Genomic DNA, 19,582 nt, shown 5'->3' on the forward strand with positions numbered 1-19,582 from the left:
GCCACTGTATCATTATGAAACTTTGTGTTTAGCCATTACTAAAAGATACACTCAGTTCAGCACATTGACAATTGCTGTAAGTCCAGCATTTGTGCGCGACTTAGCAAAAATTCCAAAAACATCCTCCTCTTTAAAGCATTACAGTCCGTAATGGAGTGTTTCACGCCATAAAGAACCATTCCCAACCTTGTTGAAATTGTAACGCCCTCTTGTCCCTTTACACATTGTCGCTGGAGAATACGCGCGTGATGCGGGGAGTCTTTCTGTCAGTTTACGCGCAGTTTTCAGGAACAGGGCAAGTAAAAAACAGGGGATGATCATGCGTAAGGTTGTAAATGGCGACTCACTGAACGGTAGCGATTCGCATATTCCATATAATCAGGATCGCGGCGGGCGCGTTGTAAAGACGCATTGGGGCGCGGGCAGCTATGCGCCGACCATGCGCTTCTTCGGCGGCCTGATGTCGGGAGCCAGTGCAACCTCCATGGCGCTTGCGGCGATGTTTGCCGGCACGATGATGGTGGTGCCTGGTGAAACGGCGCTTGCCAATACCATCCCGTCTAATGGTAACTGTGTTAGTGGCCCTGGCACGCAAGTGGGGAACGAGCCAGGTGGCTCACCACCTACGACTGGTAATGCGGTCGATGGCAGCGGCACATATGCGACGGTTGCAGGCTGCGGTGCTGATGGCAACAATACGCTGGCGTCCACGGTGTTCGGCTCTTTAGCGGAAGTCACTGGCACTGGCGGCGTAGCTATCGGTTTCTCCACTACTGCCGAGCGCTGGTCAACGGCACTCGGGCTTCAGGCGGACGCCAATGCCGGCGGTGTTGCTCTGGGCTTTAGCGCGCGGGCGCTGGGCACAAATTCTGTATCCATCGGTAGCGCCAACGGAGATGGCACAACCCCGCTATCGCGCGCCGACTCAACCACTGCAACTGGCGCAAACGCCATTGCGATCGGCAGCAACGGTGTGCGCGGCGCGCAGGCTGTGGGTAATGACACGATAGCCATTGGTGGCGAATCGGAGGCCCTCGATCTTGGGTCTATCGCTATTGGTGACAATAGCCGTTCCGCCAGCTTGAATTCGGTTACGTTGGGAGTTGATACTAATGCCACGGGTCAAAATGCCATATCTATGGGTACAGACGCTCTCACCGATGGTGCCAACGCCGTAGCGTTGGGGGGATTTACCGATGCCGTCGGAAATTTTGCGGTAGCTATCGGCTCTGATGCTCAAGCTCTAAATGATCGGGCTATTGCGGTGGGTCGCCTAGCTCAGGCAACTGGTGTTCGTTCGATAGCTGTAGGCTTTGATGCGCAGTCAACCAATGAAAACGCGATTGCAGTCGGTAATGAGTCTCGCGCGAGTGGGAATACTTCTTCCGCGTTTGGCTGGCAGGCGCAAGCCGGTGACAACATTGCGACGGCCATCGGGGATCGCGCAAATGCTGCTGGCTTTGCTTCGACATCGGTTGGTGGACAATCAAGTGCCGCCGGTGGCAACGCGTCCGCCTTTGGTGCGGGCTCAAGTGCCAGTGGGGACGATTCGACCGCCATCGGTTGGCGCACCACGGCATCAGGCGAGGCGTCCGCAGCCGTCGGTGATCGCTCTAGGGCCACTGGGGTCAGAGCAATTGCCATTGGCGGCGATGGTGATCTTGATAACTCAACAGGAGACCTTGCTGGTTCTGGCAACCCGCTTCAAATTGGCGCAGAGGCTCTTGCCGACGATGCTATCGCTATTGGTACGGATTCGGTTGCCAATGCGACCGCTAGTATCGCAATGGGCCAAGGGGCGTTGGCTCAGGGTGCCAGCAGCATCGCTCTGGGCGATGGTGCCAGTGTAGATGCGGCCGGAGGCAACTCTGTGGCGATCGGTGCTGCCGCTTCCGCTAACGGAGGCAATGGCGTCGCCATTGGCAACCTGGCGAATTCTGTCAATAACAGCGTTGCCGTCGGTGATGGCGCTCGATCTGGTGCCTTGGGCGTTTCCGTGGGCGCCGGAGCCTCTACCGTAACCGGCGCGTCTGTTATGATCGGCAACAATGCGGGCAACTCCTTTGGCGGCGGAACAGCGTTCCTAGGCATCGGTATTGGTCAGGACGCAGCGCGTTTTGTTAACGGCTCCAATAATATCGGTGTAGGAACCAATACGGGCGCAAATGTTACCGGCGATGACAATGTTGCCATCGGCAATGGTGCGGGTGATGCGATTACCGCATCACGCACGGTCTCTATTGGTCAGGATGCCCAGGCCAATGAAGATGATGCCATTGCCATTGGTAGCGAGGCGCGCGCTTTGGGCGCTTCGTCCACCGCTATTGGCGATGGGGCTATTGCCTTTGGCTCCACCTCATCGGGTGCGGGCGCACAAGCCGGTGGCGATGGCACGGCTATCGGTGAAGACTCGCGTGCTGGCGTTGTTACCGCTGGTGGTGCGACAGATGGCTCGACCAATGGCACCGCTCTTGGCCGTGGTGCCGTAGCCAATGGCACAAACTTCACCACCGCTTTGGGCGATGGTGCCGTGGCCGATACCGCCGATGGCAATGTCGCTCTGGGCGCAGGCGCAACGACAACCAGTGCGGCAGGTACGCAATATATCGTTGGCGGCACACAACCTGATGCACAGGTTTCCGTTGGCGGCGGCGCCTTTGCGACGCGTCGAATCACCAATGTCGCCGCCGGTTCCGCGCCGACCGATGCGGTGAATGTCAGCCAGCTAAGCACACAAACCGAAGCGCTGGACGGCTTTATTTCGCCAACCAATGACCTGTTTGACGCCAATGGTGTGCCCACGGCAACGGGCAATGTGGTGACCGTCGACATTGGCGGTACCTCTACCAACTTTGGTTCTGTCGAAGAGGCGGTTCAGGCTGTGGCCAACGCTTCTGGCGGAGATTCGCAATTTGTTACCGAGGACTTTGCCAATTCCGATGCGCCCAGCGCGACGGGTGTAGATTCCTCTGCGGGCGGCGATAATGCCAATGCGGCGGGTGATCGCGCGCTGGCTCTGGGGCATGATTCCTCGGCTGCCGGGCTTGAGTCGGTCGCTCTGGGTGATGCCGCGGTTGCCGATGGCAATGGCTCAGTCGCTATTGGTGATGCTGCCGATGCTGGCGGCAATAACTCGGTTGCCATCGGTAATGAAAGCGATACCGGCATTAACGGTGTCGGCATCGGTAATGATGCGGATGCGACAGGCGGCCAGTCGGTCGCTATCGGCGCAAACGCGGATGCTAGTGGCGGTAACGGTATCGCCATTGGTAACAATGCCGATTCGAATACCGGCAACTCAATCGCCATCGGTAACTCCTCCGGGGCGACCGCGAACAGCGCCGTTGCCATTGGTAACGGTTCAAGCGCAACACAGGGAAGCGCGATTGCCCTTGGCAATGGTGCCAATGCGGGCGTTGCCGTAGGTGATGTTGCTCTGGGTTCGGGCTCATCGACGGTTGCGGTCAACAATGTTGGCTATGGCGGGGTCGCGAACACCGCGACATCCGCTGTGGCCGTTGGTAACCGCCAAATTCAGGGCGTTGCAGCGGGCACACTCGGCACCGATGCAGTCAATGTCAGCCAGTTGCAGGCGCAGGGCGACAATCTGAACTCGGTCATCGGGCAGACGGTTATCAACGCCGATGGTACTTATACCGATCCTACGTTCACCGTAGGCGGCAATAATTTCAACAATATCACTGATGCGCTGACCGAAGTGGAGAATGTCGGAACCCGCTATTTCCAGGCGAATTCGACAGACCCGGATGCTACGGCTGCAGGAAATGACTCGGTCGCTATCGGCCCGAATGCGGTCGCCAATGGCAATAACAGCCTGGCCGCCGGCAATGGCGCCAATGCGGCACTCAACAACACGTTGGCACTGGGTAATGGCGCTTCGGCCAATAACCAGAATGGCGATGTTGCCATCGGTGCGGGGTCGGATACGGCGGCAGTGGGCGGTCTCTCCTATGGCACCCAGGCTGCTGCGCCGGGTTCTGTTGTGGCCTTTGGCAATCGCCGTTTGCAGGGCGTTTCCGATGGTGTGAATGGCACCGATGCGGTGAACGTCAACCAGCTGCAGAACAGCAATGAAGCGCTGGATCGCTTTATCTCGCCGTCGCAAAATCTGTTCGACGATGCGACCGGCGCGCCGACACCTGGACCGGTTATTGATGTCGCTGGAACCACCTATAATTCGGTGGAAGAGGCGGTAAATGCTGTGGCGACAACGGCTGCAAATGTGCCGTTTACCTCGAATCAAGGCGCAGGCCTTTCGACAGCGCCAGTCTCTAACGGCAATAACAGCACAGCAGGCGGCTTCCGCGCCAATGCGGGTGGTAACAACGCCACGGCAATTGGTGTCGATGCCGATACCGGCAATAATGAGGATGCAACCGCGCTTGGTCAGGGTGCAACCGTCAATGGCCAAAACGGCACCGCGCTGGGCCAAAATGCGAGTGCCGATCAGGCCGGTCTGGCCGTCGGTACCGATGCTTCGGCCAATGGCTTGGGGGCAACCGCGCTGGGTCGCAACGCCAATGCACAATATGCCGATAGCATCGCCATTGGCACCAATAGTGCTACCAGCGGATCGGTTCCGACCGTTGCCGGCTATGGCACGGGTAATGCAGCGCCTGCGTCGGAAGCCTCTTTCGGCACCGCAGGCGATGAGCGTCGTCTGACCAATGTCGCCGATGGTGCGGCGTTGACCGATGCGGCAACCGTCGGCCAGCTTGTCAATCAGGCGAGCGATATCAATACGCTGGTTGGCCAGACTGTGTTTGATGCCGCAGGTGTATTCACCGCGCCGACCTTCGTAACCCCCAATGGCGGTACCGCAGGCAATATCAGTGACGCTTTCCAGGCGGTAACCACGCAGGTGGACACCAACACCACCAATATCGCCAACATCACAAATGGCACAACGCAACTGCCTTACTTCAAGGCGAACTCGACACTGCCGGGTGATGCGGATGCACAGGCCACTGGCGCAGATGCTGTGGCGATTGGCACGCGTTCGCTCGCCGATTCTGAGCAAGCCGTTGCGATTGGTGATGGTGCGACTGCCAGCGATGTTTTCGGAATTGCGATCGGCGCGCAGGCTCAGGTCTCCGGTGGAGGCGGTCAGGCTATTGCTATCGGCCAAACAGCTGAGGCGGTCAATGCAAGGGCATTGGCTGTGGGCACGCAAGCTCGTGCGGGGGGGACCGACTCAATCGCAATAGGCTCCTTTGCAGGTTTTGGCACCGGAACCGGATCATCAGACACAGTTTATGTTGGCGGCAGTGCCGGACAGAATGCCTCTGGTGCAGGTAGTGTCGGGATTGGCTCATTAGCAGGCACCGAGAGCAATGGGGTCTTTAACACGGCGGTGGGCCGGTCCTCGGGTCAACGCGTCAATGGCAGTCAAAACGCCGGTTTTGGCTACCTGGCGGGTAATGATGTGACAGGGCCTAGCAATGTTGCGATGGGTACCCTTACGGGCAATAGTGTTGTTGGCCAATCCAATACTGCATTAGGAAATGGGGCAGGGACGACCGTAACTGGTTCCTGGAACTTTGCAGGTGGCGGCTTTGCTGGCACGCTGGTTGAAGGGGACAGCAATGTTGCCATCGGACTCGGAGCTGGTACTGGAACCAGCGCGACCGACCTTTTGACAGCCTCTCGAACGATTTCCATCGGTGAACGCTCCCGTGCTTCTTCTGATGACGGGATTGCCATTGGCACGGCGGCGGTCGGTAGCGCGCTCAACACCATCGCCATCGGCAACACCGCCGCCGCCACTTCCGACGGCGCGGTTGCCATTGGCCAGAACGCCACGGCGCAAAATGGTCAGGCGGTTTCCATCGGTGTTGCCAACATCGCCGACGGAGATGGTGCGGTGGCCATTGGTGACCCGAACCTTGCCACCGGAACCGGAGCGGTTGCGCTGGGTGCGGATAATACCGCGACGGGTGATGGTGCGACGGCGATTGGTGATACCAACACCGCTATTGGGCTTGGTTCGGTTGCTCTCGGCAGCAATGCGCAGGCAAATTCCGGCGGTGCTGCTGGCGATGTCGGCGCAGTTGCCCTGGGCGACCAGGCCAATGCGCAATATGCCAATTCGGTTGCACTGGGCTCAGGCTCGGCCACCAGCGCTGATCTCGGTACGCTGCAGGGCGGCGTTGCCTACAATCCTGCCACCGGCACGCTGGCTGGCGTAACGCCTGCGGGCGAAGTCTCGGTCGGCTCGGCAGGCAATGAGCGCCGCGTAACCAACGTGGCAGCAGGCTCGGCAGGAACCGATGCGGTGAATGTCAGTCAGCTGCAAAGTCTGGCGGACTCTGTGACCGCAGGCGCAGGCAGCCAGTTTGTCACCGAGGACTTCGCTGGTTCGACGGCTCCGGTTGCCAGCGGAACCAATGCTTCTGCAGGTGGTGATGGCGCTGTTGCCAGTGGCAACAGTTCATTGGCTCTGGGTGAAGGGGCAACCGCCAGCGAGACTCGCGCAATTGCGCTGGGTGCAGATGGCGATGAAAATGGCGGCCCAGATGATCTGCTCGCTGCAACGGCTTCGGGCGTAGACAGCATCGCCATTGGTACCGACACTACGGCATCCGGTGAAGATGGTGTGGCCATCGGTCGCTTCGCATCAGCTACGGCTGAAGGGGCAACCGCAGTTGGCTCGGAATCGCTTGCAAGCGCAGCTGGCGCTTCGGCCTTTGGTGACGATGCCAATGCACAGGCGGACTTCTCAACCGCATTGGGTGATGGCGCTGAAGTGAGCGGCGCTGCCAGTGTCGGAGCGGTAGCGATCGGTGCGGATTCGGTCGTCACCGACGCGCTCAGCGCCATAGCCATTGGCTCTGCAACCAGCGCCACGGGCGATCTTGCCACCGCTTTGGGTACATTGGCCACCGCGACCAATCTGCAAGCGACAGCTTTGGGTGCCGGAGCTGATGCGACCGCCGATCAGGCAACCGCCATCGGTGCCAGCGCAGTCGCTAGCGGTGACAGTGCCGTGGCGATTGGCGGGGCCGGATTACTTGATCCGAATACAACTGCATCAGGCGTCAATTCGGTCGCTTTGGGCACCGGCGCACAAGCAACCAATGATGATGCCGTTGCTCTTGGTACAGACTCTGTCACCGCAGCGGCTAATGCCACGGCCAACACGACGATTGCTGGTACAACCTACAATTTCGCCGGCGATGCACCGACCAGCGTTGTCTCGGTTGGTTCGGTCGGCAATGAGCGTCAGGTCACAAATGTCGCTGCTGGTCAGATCACGGCAACGTCAACCGATGCCATTAACGGCTCACAGCTCTTCGCTACCAATCAGGCGGTTGAGCAGCTTGCAACCGGCGCGGTTGGTCCGTTTGTTTCTGAGAATGCAGCCGGTGATCCAGCGCCATCGAACACGGGAACCGATGCCGTGGCAGGTGGCTTTGGTGCTGAGGCTAACGCAGATCAGGCAACGGCTGTCGGTAATGATGCAACTGCGACAGGTGCGGGCGCCACAGCGATTGGCTTTGATGCCGATGCAGGTCAAAATTCCGCAGTTCTGGGCGCCAGCGCATCTGCTGGCACTAACGCCGTTTCTGTGGGCCGAGGCACAACCGCAAATGCTAATGCAACAACCGCCATTGGTGCTGATGCGGTAGCAAGTTACGAGCGTAGCGTTGCTATTGGCGCGGGCAGTCAAACCGGCGGCGCAGCGCCGACCGATGCCGCCTACGCAACAAGCGCCGCAGCTCCAGATTCAGAGGTCAGCTTCGGCACCGCTGGCAATGAACGTCGTTTGACCAATGTAGCTGCTGGCGCTGCTCCGACCGATGCGGTCAATGTCAGCCAGCTGGATCAGCAAACCCAGGCTATTGACGATCTGCTTTCAGGCGACGATCTATTCGATGCTGACGGTACACCCACAGGTAATGGCTTTGACTATGATGGTCCAACCGCTGTTGCCGATGGCACTGTTCAGACTGTTTTTGATAATATTACGACCGACATAACCAACATTGCCAATGGCGATGTTGGTCTGGTCCAGCAAGCAGGCATTCCGGGTGCAGGCAATGCTAACCCGATAACGGTCGGCGCTGCCACTGGCGGAAATCTGGTGGACTTCACCGGAGCCGACGGTGCGCGCACTTTGAGCGGCGTGGCCGATGCTGTGGACGCGGATGATGCAATCACCGCAGGCCAGGCACAAACCATTGTCAATGATGCTTCGGCAGCCATTGGCGGCGGCGCAGCCTATGATGTTCTGACCGGCGCGGGCACTTTGCCGACGATCAGCGTCGGCGGCACCGCGACGCCGCAGAGCGTCGCCGATGCGGCCAATGCGCAGGATGCGATTGTGGTCCAGCAGGGGAACACAACGGCAGCCTCATTCGGCGGAGCTTCGACCTATGATGCCGCAACCGGCACGGTCTCTGCTTCCATCGATTATGATGGCAACACCTTCACCAATGTGCAGGATGTTGTGAACAGCATCGACACCAGCATTACCAGTGGTGCAGGCAGCCAGTTTGTGACTGAAGGCTATGATCAGACGACAAATGCACCAACTGCTTCGGGTACGGCTGCATCTGCGGGCGGTCAGAATGCTCTCGCCGAGGGCAATGGCTCACTGGCTTTTGGTGTAGGTGCTGAAGTCACCGATACCACTGGAGGAGCCACGAGCGTTGGCAGTATCGCCATCGGTCAGGGCAGCACGGTAAACGATGCGCCGCTCAGTATTGCTCTGGGTCAGGGCAATACGATCAACGGCGGCAATGGCTCGGTTATCGGTGCGGGCAACACGCTCAATGCCAACAATGTGGTCTCTGTAGTAGCGTCCACAAGCACCGTAAGCGACAGCGAACGCGTGGCAGTTTTCGGAACGGGTGCGACCGTATCCAATGTCACGGATGCGACCGTATTTGGCTCTGGCAATACCGTTAGCACTGTAGAGGGTGGCTTTATCGCAGCCGATAGCGAGGTGAGTGACAGTAGTGACGTTCTCGCCATTGGCCGCGGCAACAGCGCGATTACCAATGCTCAAAATCTCGGAGTTATTGGCTCCGGGAACACCATTGGTGACGAAGTTAGCGATACGGTTGTTTTTGGCGACGGCGGTACCGTTGCTGATGGCACAGAAGGTGGCGTGTTGATTGGTAGCGGCGGGTCGGTAGACTCATCCAGTGTTGCTATCGGTTCGCTTGCTAATGCTTCAATGGGTAGCGGCGTGGCAATTGGTGCGCAGTCAGCAGCGGGCAATGAATCGATTGCTATTGGCCAGGATTCTGATGCCACTCAAGCGTCCAGCATAGCGATTGGGACCGAGAGCGGGGCCAACACGGAAGCTGTTGCTCTAGGTATCAATGCGAACGCCGTAAATGCTGGCGACGTTGCCCTTGGCGCGAATAGCGTAACCGCAGCAGCGGTTGATACGCCAAATACCACCTTGGCTGGCACGACCTATACCTTCGCAGGCAGTTCTGCTGGTGCGGGTGCGCCGACCAGTGTTGTCTCGGTTGGTGCCGCAGGCGCTGAGCGCCAGGTCACCAACGTCGCCGCTGGTCAGATCACGGCAACGTCAACCGATGCCATTAACGGCTCGCAACTTTTCGCCACCAATCAGGCGGTTGAGCAGCTTGCATCCGGCGCGGTAGGTCCGTTCGTTTCTGAGAATGCCGCCGGTGATCCCGCTCCTTCGAATATAGGCACGGACGCGGTTGCCGGTGGCTTCGGCGCGATGGCTGATGCGGATCGAGCGACGGCTGTCGGTAATGATTCAAGAGCAGGAGTCGAAGGTACCGCGTTTGGCTTTGGTGCGGCTGCAGCCGAAGACGCTGTCGCTGTGGGTAATATCGCATCAGCAGGTGGGCGCAGCACAATTGCTATCGGGTCTAACTCCTTCGCGGATGATGACGATAGCATTTCCATAGGACGCAACGCCTCATCACCTGGTATCCAAAGTGTTGCATTGGGTGCGGACACGAATGCAGCCCCAACTGCTGTTGCAGTGGGCTTTAACGCCAATGCTACAGCGGTTAACGACGTTGCGCTTGGCGCGAACAGTATAACCGCAGCAGCGGTTGGCGTCACCGATGCGACGGTGGGCAACACAACCTTTGGCGGCTTTGCCGGTACGACGCCGGGCAGCGTCGTCTCGGTTGGTGCTGTTGGCGCTGAGCGTCAGGTTACTAATGTCGCTGCTGGCCAGATCACCGCGACCTCGACCGATGCGATTAACGGCTCGCAGCTCTTCTCGGTTGCGACAGTTGTTGACCAGATTGCATCAGGTGCAACCGGCCCATTCCAGTCGGATGACACAGCGGCTGCCGGTGATCCGACGGTTGGCGGTGCCAATGCATCTGCAGGTGGCTTTGGCGCTACCGCTGATGGCGATGCCTCAACGGTTCTGGGTAACAGCGCAAGCGACAATGCCGTGGCCAACTCGACGGTCCTCGGCAATGGCGCAAGCGTTGCCGCTGGCACTGCTGGCTCCAATGTAGCTCTGGGCCAAGGCACTGCGGCTTCGCGTGGCGAGCAGACCAACTATACCGGCTATGGCCTGTATACGCCGGGCACCGGCGCGCCTTTGGGCACGGAAAGCTCGGTTGGTGAAGTAGCTGTCGGCGATGCGGTAGGCGGTAACCGTCAGATTACCGGTGTAGCTTCAGGCACGGATGCCAATGATGCGGTGAATGTGTCGCAGCTCAATGCGGTTGCTCAGGCTGGCGCTGAAGTGCTGGGCGGCGGCGCAGCGGTTGACCCGACCACGGGTGCAACCACGGCACCAACCTTCACCGTTGGTAATGTCGACAGCAACACAGTTGCTGACGCGATCACCGCAGCGGACGACAAGGCTGATCTGCAGGGCACCACGCTGGCCGGAGACATTCTGGGCGGTGATGTGACCTATGATCCAGATACCGGCGCATTTGCCGGTGGTCTCGACTATACCGCGCAGACCACTGCAGGCACCAATGTCGATGACGGCACGGTGCAGGAAGTGTTTGACGAAATCGGCAATGATGTCGGCCAGAACCGCACGGATATCACCAATATCCTGAACGGTGATGTTGGTCTGGTGCAGCAAGCGGGTGTTCCGGGGGCTGGTAACGCCAACCCGATAACGGTCGGTGTAGCCACTGGCGGCACGGTCGTTGACTTTACCGGTACGGACGGAGAGCGCACGCTGTCCGGTGTTGCTGGCGGTACAGCTGGCACCGATGCGGTGAATATCGATCAGGCACAGGCTGCGGCGGATGCGGGTGCGGCTACCTTTGGCGGCGGCGCTGCCTTTGATGTCGCAACCGGCGTTGCAACAGCACCGACCTTCACTGTGGGTAATGTTGACTCCGACAATGTCGCCGATGCGATCACCGCAGCGGACGACAAGGCCGATCAGACCGGTGGCGACACCGCGACAGCCTTTGGCGGAACGTCTACCTATGATCCCGATACGGGTGCGCTGGTTGCAGGTCTTGAATATGACGGCACCACGGAGACCAGTGTTCAGGATGTCATCACCAATATCGAAGGTGACATTACAAGCATCACCAATGGCGATGTGGGCTTGGTCCAGCAGGTTGGCGTTCCTGGTCCAGGCAATGCCAACCCGATAACGGTCGGTGCGCAGACTGGCGGTACGCAGGTTGACTTTACCGGTACGGACGGAGAGCGCACGCTGTCCGGCGTAGCTGGCGGTACTGCTGGCACCGATGCGGTGAACATCGATCAGGCACAGGCTGCGGCGGATGCGGGTGCCGCGACCTTTGGCGGCGGTGCTGCCTTTGATGTCGCAACCGGCGTTGCAACCGCACCGACGTTCACCGTGGGGAATGTCGACTCTGACAATGTCGCCGATGCGATTACCGCAGCGGATGACAAGGCTGACCAGACCGGTGGCGACACCGCGACAGCCTTTGGTGGAGCATCAACCTATGATCCGGATACCGGCGCTCTGGTTGCGGCCATCGATTATGATGGCAACACCTTCACCAATGTGCAGGATGTTGTGACCAATATCGAAGGTGACATTACCAATGTCACCAACGGCACAGCCGGTCCGTTCCGTTCGGAAAACGCGGCGATGGATGCTGAGCCTTCCAACACCGGCACTGATGCAGTAGCAGGCGGCTTTGGCTCACAGGCCAATGCGAATGAGGCAACTGCCATCGGTAATGATGCCCTTGCCAATGCAGAGGGCGCAACGGCGCTCGGCTTTGGGGCACAGGCTACCGGTGCCGGTGATCTAGCTCTCGGCTCTGGCACAGTGACAGCGGCTTCGACCGATGCCTCATATGGCACCGCAGAAGCCGCACCAACCAACGGCGTTGCCTCGGTTGGCGGTCGCCGTATCCAGGGTGTTGCTGCTGGTGCCGCAGATGATGAGGCGGTCAACGTCGCGCAGCTGCGTAACCAAGGCGATGCCATCAATGAGGTGATTGGACAGGATGTGATCAACCCGGATGGCACCACCACACCGCCGGTGTTCACAACGCCCGATGGCACCACCGCCGGTGATGTCACCACGGCGATTGAGAACATCACCACCTCGGTTGACAATAACAGCACCGAGATCACCAATCTGACCAACGGTACCACTGGTCTGGTGCGTCAGACTGGCGGTGCGCCGGGCAATGGTGACATTACGGTCGGTGAGGCTACAGGCGGCACGGTGGTTGACTTTACCGGCACCGATGGTGCGCGTCAGCTTACGGGTCTCGCCAATGGCAATGTCGCCGCCGGATCGACCGATGCGGTGACCGGGGATCAGCTCTTCGGTGTTGGCAGCAACATCAACGATTTCCTCGGTACCGGTGATGTCTTCGATGGAACAGCGCCAGTGTTCAACGTGCCCAATGGCGGCACGGAGAGCAGCGTGGCTGACGCCTTTGACCAGATCACCGATCAGGTTGATGGCAACACCACCAATATCGCCAATAACACCACCGCAATTGAGAACATCAATAATGGTACGACCGGTCTGGTCCGCCAGGTCGGTGGGGCGCCAGGTGGTGGTCTGATCACGGTCGGTGCGGAAACCGAAGGTACCGAAATATCTCTGGCCAATTCCAATGCCGAAGACCGCACATTATCCGGCGTTGCCGATGGTGAGATCAGCGATACGTCAAACCAGGCGGTCAATGGTTCGCAGCTGTTCGAGACCAATGAGAATGTCGCGGGTAACACCACGGCCATCGAAAATCTCGACAACCGCGTGACCACCAATGAGACCAATATCGCAGGCAACACCACAGCGATTGAAAATCTCGACGATCGTGTGACGACCAACGAGACGAATATTGCGGGAAATACCACCGCGATCGAGAATCTTGATGGGCGGGTTACGACCAACGAGACCAATATTGCGGGCAACACCACCGCGATTAACAATCTCGACAATCGGGTCACCGACAACCGCACCGATATTGACAATCTGGTCAACGGTACCGCCGGTCTGGTTCAGCAGGACCCGACCACCCGCGATATTACTGTCGGCGCGGATACCGATGGCACAAGGGTTGATCTCACCAACAATGCCGGGGAAACCCGGACAGTGGCGGGTGTCAGCGATGGCCTGATTGCGGCAGACTCAACTGAGGCGGTGAACGGCTCACAGCTGTTCGCCACCAACGAGAAGGTGACGCAGAACATGATGGACATTGCCGCCAATCATGTGAAGATCCAGGGCAATAGTGATGCGATCAATGATCTGAACAACACCGCGGTGCGCTATGACACCGATATGAACGGTGATCCGATCAACTCCATCACCCTGGGTCAGAGTGCGGGTCTCGACGGTCCGGTCATCATCCGCAATGTCGCCACCGGCGTTGCTGACACCGATGCGGTCAATGTCGGCCAGCTCAACAACGCACTGGCACAGGCCAATGGCTATACCGATGCACAGGTCGGCTTGCTGCGCGATGAGGTGAACAACCGCTTCGCCCAGGTGGACTTTGACTTGAACCGTCTGCGCAATGACATGGATGCCGGTCTTGCGGGGGCAGCCGCCATGGCCGCCATCCCTGACTCGCAAAATCCGAACAAGGTGATGTTCGGCGGCGGTGTCGGTGTGCGCAATGGTCAGGCCGGGTTTGCGGTCGGTGCATCCTTCCGCAGCGACGATGACCGCGCGACCTTCAACCTGCGCGCCGGTTGGGACAATGACTTCACTGCCGCTGCAGGCTTTGGTGTCGAGTTCTAAGGGCTAACCAGATACGCCACATAAAAAAGGGCATGGAGTTTATCTCCATGCCCTTTTTTTTATATCGGCTATGATGCTTGGTTCGGCAGATTATTGCATCCAGCAAAACTATTGAGCGGCCTCAGCACCCAAGCAACGCACCAAACACGGGTTTAGAACGGCGCGCATACTCTGCTGGAAAGCTGCCAAAATGCGATGCTTACGCTTCGATGCGTGCAACAGTTTCAATTGAGGGGAAGTGGCGGACAGGGTGGGATTCGAACCCACGGTGGGCTTGCACCCACGCCGGTTTTCAAGACCGGTGCATTCAACCGCTCTGCCACCTGTCCGCGTTCCGCCTCCCTAAGCGCATATGGCCCAGGTTGCAAAAGCAAAATTCATGCTGGCGTATAATGCTGTCACTTTATGGGTTAGGCCTTTGGTAAATCATGTTGCTGTGCCAAATATACGGTCATGAACTTCACGACATTTATCCTTCGCCGTTCGCGTTTTTCCCGCACTAGCTCTGCTGCGTCAAAGCCTATCGGCCGCATTGCCAAGGTCGCGGCCTTGTCTATCGTGGCTCTGGGCACCAGCGCTTCAGGGCAATCCAGCGAGACTTTCAACAGCTACCTCCCCAAATTGCTGGCACAGTCGCGCCAGGCGGGTGTGTCGCAGGCGACGCTGGATCGGGTGGCGCCGACGATCAGCCTCAGCGAATCGGCTCTGCGTATCGAGCGGCGTGCCAGAGGCGGGGGAGGTGGCCCCAACCGGCGCATTCCGCCCTTTACCGGATCGGACGAACAGCGGGCGATTATTGGCAAGCGCGCCAAGGGGCAGTCCAAATATCTCCAACTGCGCCCGATATTTGACCGCATCAAACGTGACACGGGGGTTCCTGCCGGCGTGATCCTGGCGATCTATGGCAAGGAAAGCAATTTCGGCAGCTATACCGGCAATTTTGATATCCCAAGCGTGCTTGCTTCGCTGGCTTATGAAGGCCGTCGGCGCGAACTCTTCTCGGGCGAATTTATCGCAGCGATGAAGATGATTGATCGCGGCGTACCGCGCAGCCGCCTGACCGGCAGTTTTGCCGGTGCCATGGGCAAACCGCAATTCCTGCCGTCAGTTTACTTGAGGCTGGCGGCAGATGGTAATGGCGATGGCGAGGCGGATATCTGGAACAGCGAGGCCGATGCCATGGTCTCGATCGCCAATTATCTCAGCAATGCCGGATGGCGACGCGGTGAAAGCTGGGGAATGGCTGTTTCGGTTCCCTCCAGTCTGGACCGGGACGCCGTTGCCAATCACACCGTTCCACAGCGCTGCCCGCGCGTCTTTGCACGGCATAGCGAATGGAAAACAGTCGCTGAATGGCGCGCTTTGGGGGTTTTGCCCAAATCGGCAAAGCGTCTGGACGATGGCGTTTTGACCACTTTATTGGAACCTGATTTCGAAGGCAAAACAGCCTATTTGCTCACAGGGAATTATCGTGCCATATTGGACTATAATTGCTCCAATTTCTATGCATTATCTGTGGGATTGCTAGCCGATGAGATTGCAGGTTGAGACACGCCGTCCAGTTTTTCTGATATCTGGCAAGGCTTTAGCCTTTGCCTGCATCTTCCTGCTTCCCGCATGTGTATCATCAACGGACCGCTTGCCACCCGCACCAAGCGGCACCGCACCGATAGCCGGTGTCAGTGATACGCCGGTTAAAATCGGCACTCCCTATGAGGTCGGCGGCAAGGAATATGTGCCGGCCGACACGATGGATTATGACGAGGTCGGCTATGCCAGCTGGTATGGCGATGAATTTGCCAACAAGCCCACCGCCAATGGCGAGAATTATGTTCCTGCAGGTATCAGCGCGGCACACAAAACCCTGCCTTTGCCCAGCTATGCCGAGGTAACCGCGCTGGAGACAGGTCGCACGATATTGGTGCGTATCAATGACCGGGGGCCTTTTGCCAAAGACCGGATCATCGATTTATCGCGCGGTGCTGCGGATCAGCTTGGTATAACCGATCAGGGCGTTGCCGGGGTCCGCGTCCGCCGTGTGTTTCCGCCCGAGACTGATCGCGCCTTGCTGCGCAGCGGACGGTCCGCTTATGCACGTCCGGTAACCTCGGATGGTTTGCTCAATGTCCTGCGTAAAAAGCTGGGCCTGATGCCGAAACCGGTCGCTCCCGTTCAACAGACAGCAGCAGCGGAAACTCCGCCGGCTGCCGCCCCGGTGACTCGCGCCAAGCCTGCCAATAATGGCCGCTTTATCGTGGAAGGGGAGGGCGCTTCTCCAGTGACGAACCCCAAGCCGCAATATTGGAGCGGTCCGGCACGAACGACCTTACCCACAGGCTTTATGGTTCAGGTTGCGGCCTTTGGATCCAAGGCGCGTGCCGACGCTCTGGCCAGCAAATTGGGCGCTAAAGTCTATGCCAGCAGTGACAGCAATATATGGCGGGTTCGATATGGGCCATATTCCTCTGCCACAGACGCGCAAAGCGGCTTGCAACGGGCGAGGCAAAATGGCTATTCGGATGCGAAAGTAATCCGCGCCGACCGCTAGGGTCAGGCCAACAATCTGCCGAGTACAGACCCGTATGAAAATGATCCGTACCTTGTCGCTCACTGCCTCTGCATGTGCGCTATTTGGCACTGCGGTATTTGCTGCCAATCCCAGTTATGACAGCAACGCGCCTATCGCTTATCTGACTGATCTGTCATCGGGCGCAGTGCTGCTGGACAAGGATGCAGACCGCAAGATTCCGCCTGCGTCTATGGCCAAAATGATGACGGTCTATGTCGCTTTTGACCTGGTAAAAAAGGGCGAACTGTCACTGGAAGATAATTTCACCGTTCAGAACAGCACCTGGCAGAAATGGAACAATCAGGGCTCGACCATGTTCCTCAAGGCTGGACAGAAGGTCTCTGTTGGCGATCTGCTACATGGCATCATCACGCTTTCGGGCAATGATGCCTGTGTCGTTCTGGCCGAGGGGATTGCCGGGACCGAGCCAGCCTTTGTCGATATGATGAATGATACTGCAGCGCGTATCGGCATGAAGAACAGCCGTTTTGGCAACAGCAATGGCTGGCCTGATGAAGGGCGGACATTGGTAACCGCGCGTGATCTGGCGAAGCTGGGCGCGCGCAGCGTGATGGATTTCCCCGATCTCTATACCGAGTTTTATGGGCAGGAGAGCTTTAGCTGGAACGGTATAACCCAGCAGAACCGCAATCCGATCATCGGTAGGATCAACGGTGCGGATGGCCTGAAAACCGGTCATACCGAGGAAGCAGGCTTTGGCTTTGCCGGAACTGCTGAACAGAATGGCCGTCGGCTGATGATGGTGGTGGCGGGGCTTGATACCTATAACGGCCGGATTGAGGAGTCAGTAAAGCTGCTCAATTGGGGCTTTCGCTCATGGAAGAGCGAGCCGCTATTTGCCGCCGGCGATATCATTGGCGATGCGCAGGTTCAGCTTGGCAGTTCGCGTTCGGTGCCGCTAGTGGCGCCGCGCAATCTGGCGGTAACCCTGCCGCGACGCGGCGGCGAATACAGCATGAAGATCGTTTATGATGGCCCGGTCAAAGCGCCTTTCAAGGCGGGCGCCAATATTGCCTCGTTGGTGATTACGCCGGAAGAGGGCAAGCCGCAGATATTGCCGCTGGCTGCTGGCGAGACGGTAGAAGAAGCGGGCTTCTTCTTGCGCATCTGGAACGGTATTGCCGCGCTGTTCGGCGCATGAGCAGCGATTTGCCAGTAGTCCCTTTTATTGCTTTTGAAGGCGGTGAGGGCGCTGGTAAATCAACCCAGATAAAGCTTTTAAGTGAGATGCTTAAGGCGGACGGTATTGGCCATATCGTGACCCGTGAGCCGGGCGGAACCCCTGCGGCCGAAGCCATACGCGAATTACTCCTGTCCGGTGCCGACGAACGCTGGAACGCCCGCAGTGAGGCGTTGCTGTTTGCTGCGGCCCGCGCCGATCATGTGGCTCGGGTTATCCGTCCTACCATCGCTGCGGGGCAATGGGTGCTGTGTGACCGTTTCGTCGACAGCAGCCGCGCCTATCAGAGTGCAGGGGAGGGGCTGGATGACGATGCCATCATGCAGCTTCATGCCATCGGCAGTGAAGGGCTATTGCCCGACCTCACTATCCTCTTGGAGATTTCGCAGGATGCAGCAGCAGAACGCATCCGCGCCCGCGACGGCGATGATCATGATCGTTTCCAGCGGCGTGATACGGATTTTCACAAGCAGGTTGCAGAAGCGTTTCACCAATTTGCCGAGGCTGAGCCTGATCGTTTTCTGGTGATCAGCGCTGAGCAGAGTCCGGAAGATGTCCATGCTGAAATTTGCGGATATCTGGTGAAGAAGGGCCTGGTGACGTCATGACACCGCTAATCGGCCATAGCGCCAATCAACGGCAGTTTTTGGCGGCTATTGCCAGCGGCAAGATGCATCATGGCTGGATTTTGGCGGGGCCGGAAGGCTTGGGCAAACATCTCTTCGCCCGCCACGCCGCGACGCAGCTATTGGCGCCTGATGGTCCTATTTCTGATGACCTGTTCGATATCAACGCCCTGCCAAAACCGCAGTTGCAGATGATCGACAGCAAAACCCATCCCGATTGTCACGAGCTAGAGCGCGAGCCGAAAAACGACACTGAGCGCAAAAAACAGGAAAAGGGGCAGGATTATGAGCGCCGCCGCAATATCCGTATCGATCAGGTGCGGGCGTTGCAGCAGCGCTTTGTCACCCGGCCCAGCCTGTCCGACCATCGGGTTGTGATCATTGATGCCGTCGATGATCTGGAACGCAATGCCGCCAATGCCCTTTTGAAATCGCTTGAAGAACCGCCTGCCAATACGGTGTTCCTGCTGATCTCGCATAGTCCGGGCCGGTTACTGCCCACCATACGCTCGCGCTGTCTGATGATGCGGTTTCATCCCTTGGCAATGGAGGAAATGCAGCAGGCCATTGTCGTGATGCAGCCCGACCTCAACCCCGCACAATTTGAGGCCCTGTTAAAGGCTGCTGGCGGGATACCGGGCAATATTACCGGCTTGCTCGATGCCGACATTGGAAAGCTGCTGCAAACCGTCCAAAGGATCTTGCAGCAGGGCGACAGGGATCATCAGCAACGCCTTGCGCTCGCCTCATTGCTCTCAGGAAAAGGCGCGGCCGAGCGGGTAGGAGCCTTTCTGGCGCGTCTGCCGAAAATTCTTGCCGATCATGCCCGTACCAGCCAGGGCGCGCGTCGAATGGCGGCTATCGACGCCCGCAGCGAGGTTGAACAGCTTGCATCCGAGCTTCCGCGCTATAATTATGACCCACAGACACTGGTTTTTCGCATAGGTGGCTTGCTGGCATCGGTCGCGGCGACTAGTGACGGCTGAAGATTAGAG

The 19,582-nt window shown here is 58.4% G+C and carries 6 protein-coding genes and 1 tRNA gene; 6 read left to right on the plus strand and 1 reads right to left on the minus strand.

Annotation, left to right across the window (positions count from 1 at the left end; translation table 11 throughout):
• Positions 1-319: 319 nt before the first annotated feature.
• The gene (locus RB602_RS09110) at positions 320-14,191 is read left to right on the plus strand and encodes a hypothetical protein (protein WP_317080253.1); all 13,872 of its coding nucleotides are present in this window, start codon (positions 320-322) and stop codon (positions 14,189-14,191) included.
• Positions 14,192-14,430: 239 nt separating this feature from the next.
• On the opposite strand, the gene RB602_RS09115 is transcribed toward RB602_RS09110, so the two are convergent.
• Positions 14,431-14,520: transfer RNA gene (locus RB602_RS09115), tRNA-Ser, on the minus strand.
• 124 nt (positions 14,521-14,644) lie between these two features.
• On the opposite strand from RB602_RS09115, the gene RB602_RS09120 reads away from it, so the two are divergent.
• The 5 genes from RB602_RS09120 to RB602_RS09140 all read left to right on the plus strand — a co-directional run bounded on the left by RB602_RS09120 (position 14,645) and on the right by RB602_RS09140 (position 19,573).
• Positions 14,645-15,739 carry a lytic murein transglycosylase gene (locus RB602_RS09120; RefSeq protein ID WP_317080254.1) on the plus strand — a complete coding sequence of 365 codons (1,095 nt, stop codon included), beginning with the start codon at positions 14,645-14,647 and terminating at the stop codon, positions 15,737-15,739.
• Positions 15,740-15,830: 91 nt separating this feature from the next.
• Positions 15,831-16,739 carry a septal ring lytic transglycosylase RlpA family protein gene (locus tag RB602_RS09125; RefSeq protein WP_317080255.1) on the plus strand — a complete coding sequence of 303 codons (909 nt, stop codon included), beginning with the start codon at positions 15,831-15,833 and terminating at the stop codon, positions 16,737-16,739.
• A gap of 34 nt (positions 16,740-16,773) precedes the next feature.
• Positions 16,774-17,922 carry a D-alanyl-D-alanine carboxypeptidase family protein gene (locus tag RB602_RS09130; RefSeq protein ID WP_406568343.1) on the plus strand — a complete coding sequence of 383 codons (1,149 nt, stop codon included), beginning with the start codon at positions 16,774-16,776 and terminating at the stop codon, positions 17,920-17,922.
• An 8-nt stretch (positions 17,923-17,930) separates the two neighbouring features.
• Positions 17,931-18,569: a dTMP kinase gene (gene tmk, locus RB602_RS09135; RefSeq protein ID WP_317080256.1), complete on the plus strand. Its 639-nt coding sequence runs from the start codon at positions 17,931-17,933 to the stop codon at positions 18,567-18,569.
• Positions 18,566-19,573, plus strand: a complete 1,008-nt coding sequence (locus tag RB602_RS09140) for an AAA family ATPase (RefSeq protein ID WP_317080257.1) — start codon at positions 18,566-18,568, stop codon at positions 19,571-19,573. The genes tmk and RB602_RS09140 overlap by 4 nt, the downstream gene beginning before the upstream one ends.
• Positions 19,574-19,582 lie beyond the last annotated feature (9 nt).

Origin of the sequence: Parasphingorhabdus sp. SCSIO 66989 (assembly GCF_032852305.1) — a bacterium.
Taxonomy (GTDB): Bacteria; Pseudomonadota; Alphaproteobacteria; order Sphingomonadales; family Sphingomonadaceae; genus Alterisphingorhabdus; species Alterisphingorhabdus coralli.

What these genes read in the sequence shown, in the direction of transcription:
- RB602_RS09110 (WP_317080253.1), top strand. Translation starts at nt 320, where the DNA reads ATGCGTAAGGTTGTAAATGGCGACTCACTGAACGGTAGCGATTCGCAT.
- RB602_RS09120 (WP_317080254.1), top strand. Translation starts at nt 14,645, where the DNA reads ATGAACTTCACGACATTTATCCTTCGCCGTTCGCGTTTTTCCCGCACT.
- RB602_RS09130 (WP_406568343.1), top strand. Translation starts at nt 16,774, where the DNA reads ATGAAAATGATCCGTACCTTGTCGCTCACTGCCTCTGCATGTGCGCTA.
- RB602_RS09140 (WP_317080257.1), top strand. Translation starts at nt 18,566, where the DNA reads ATGACACCGCTAATCGGCCATAGCGCCAATCAACGGCAGTTTTTGGCG.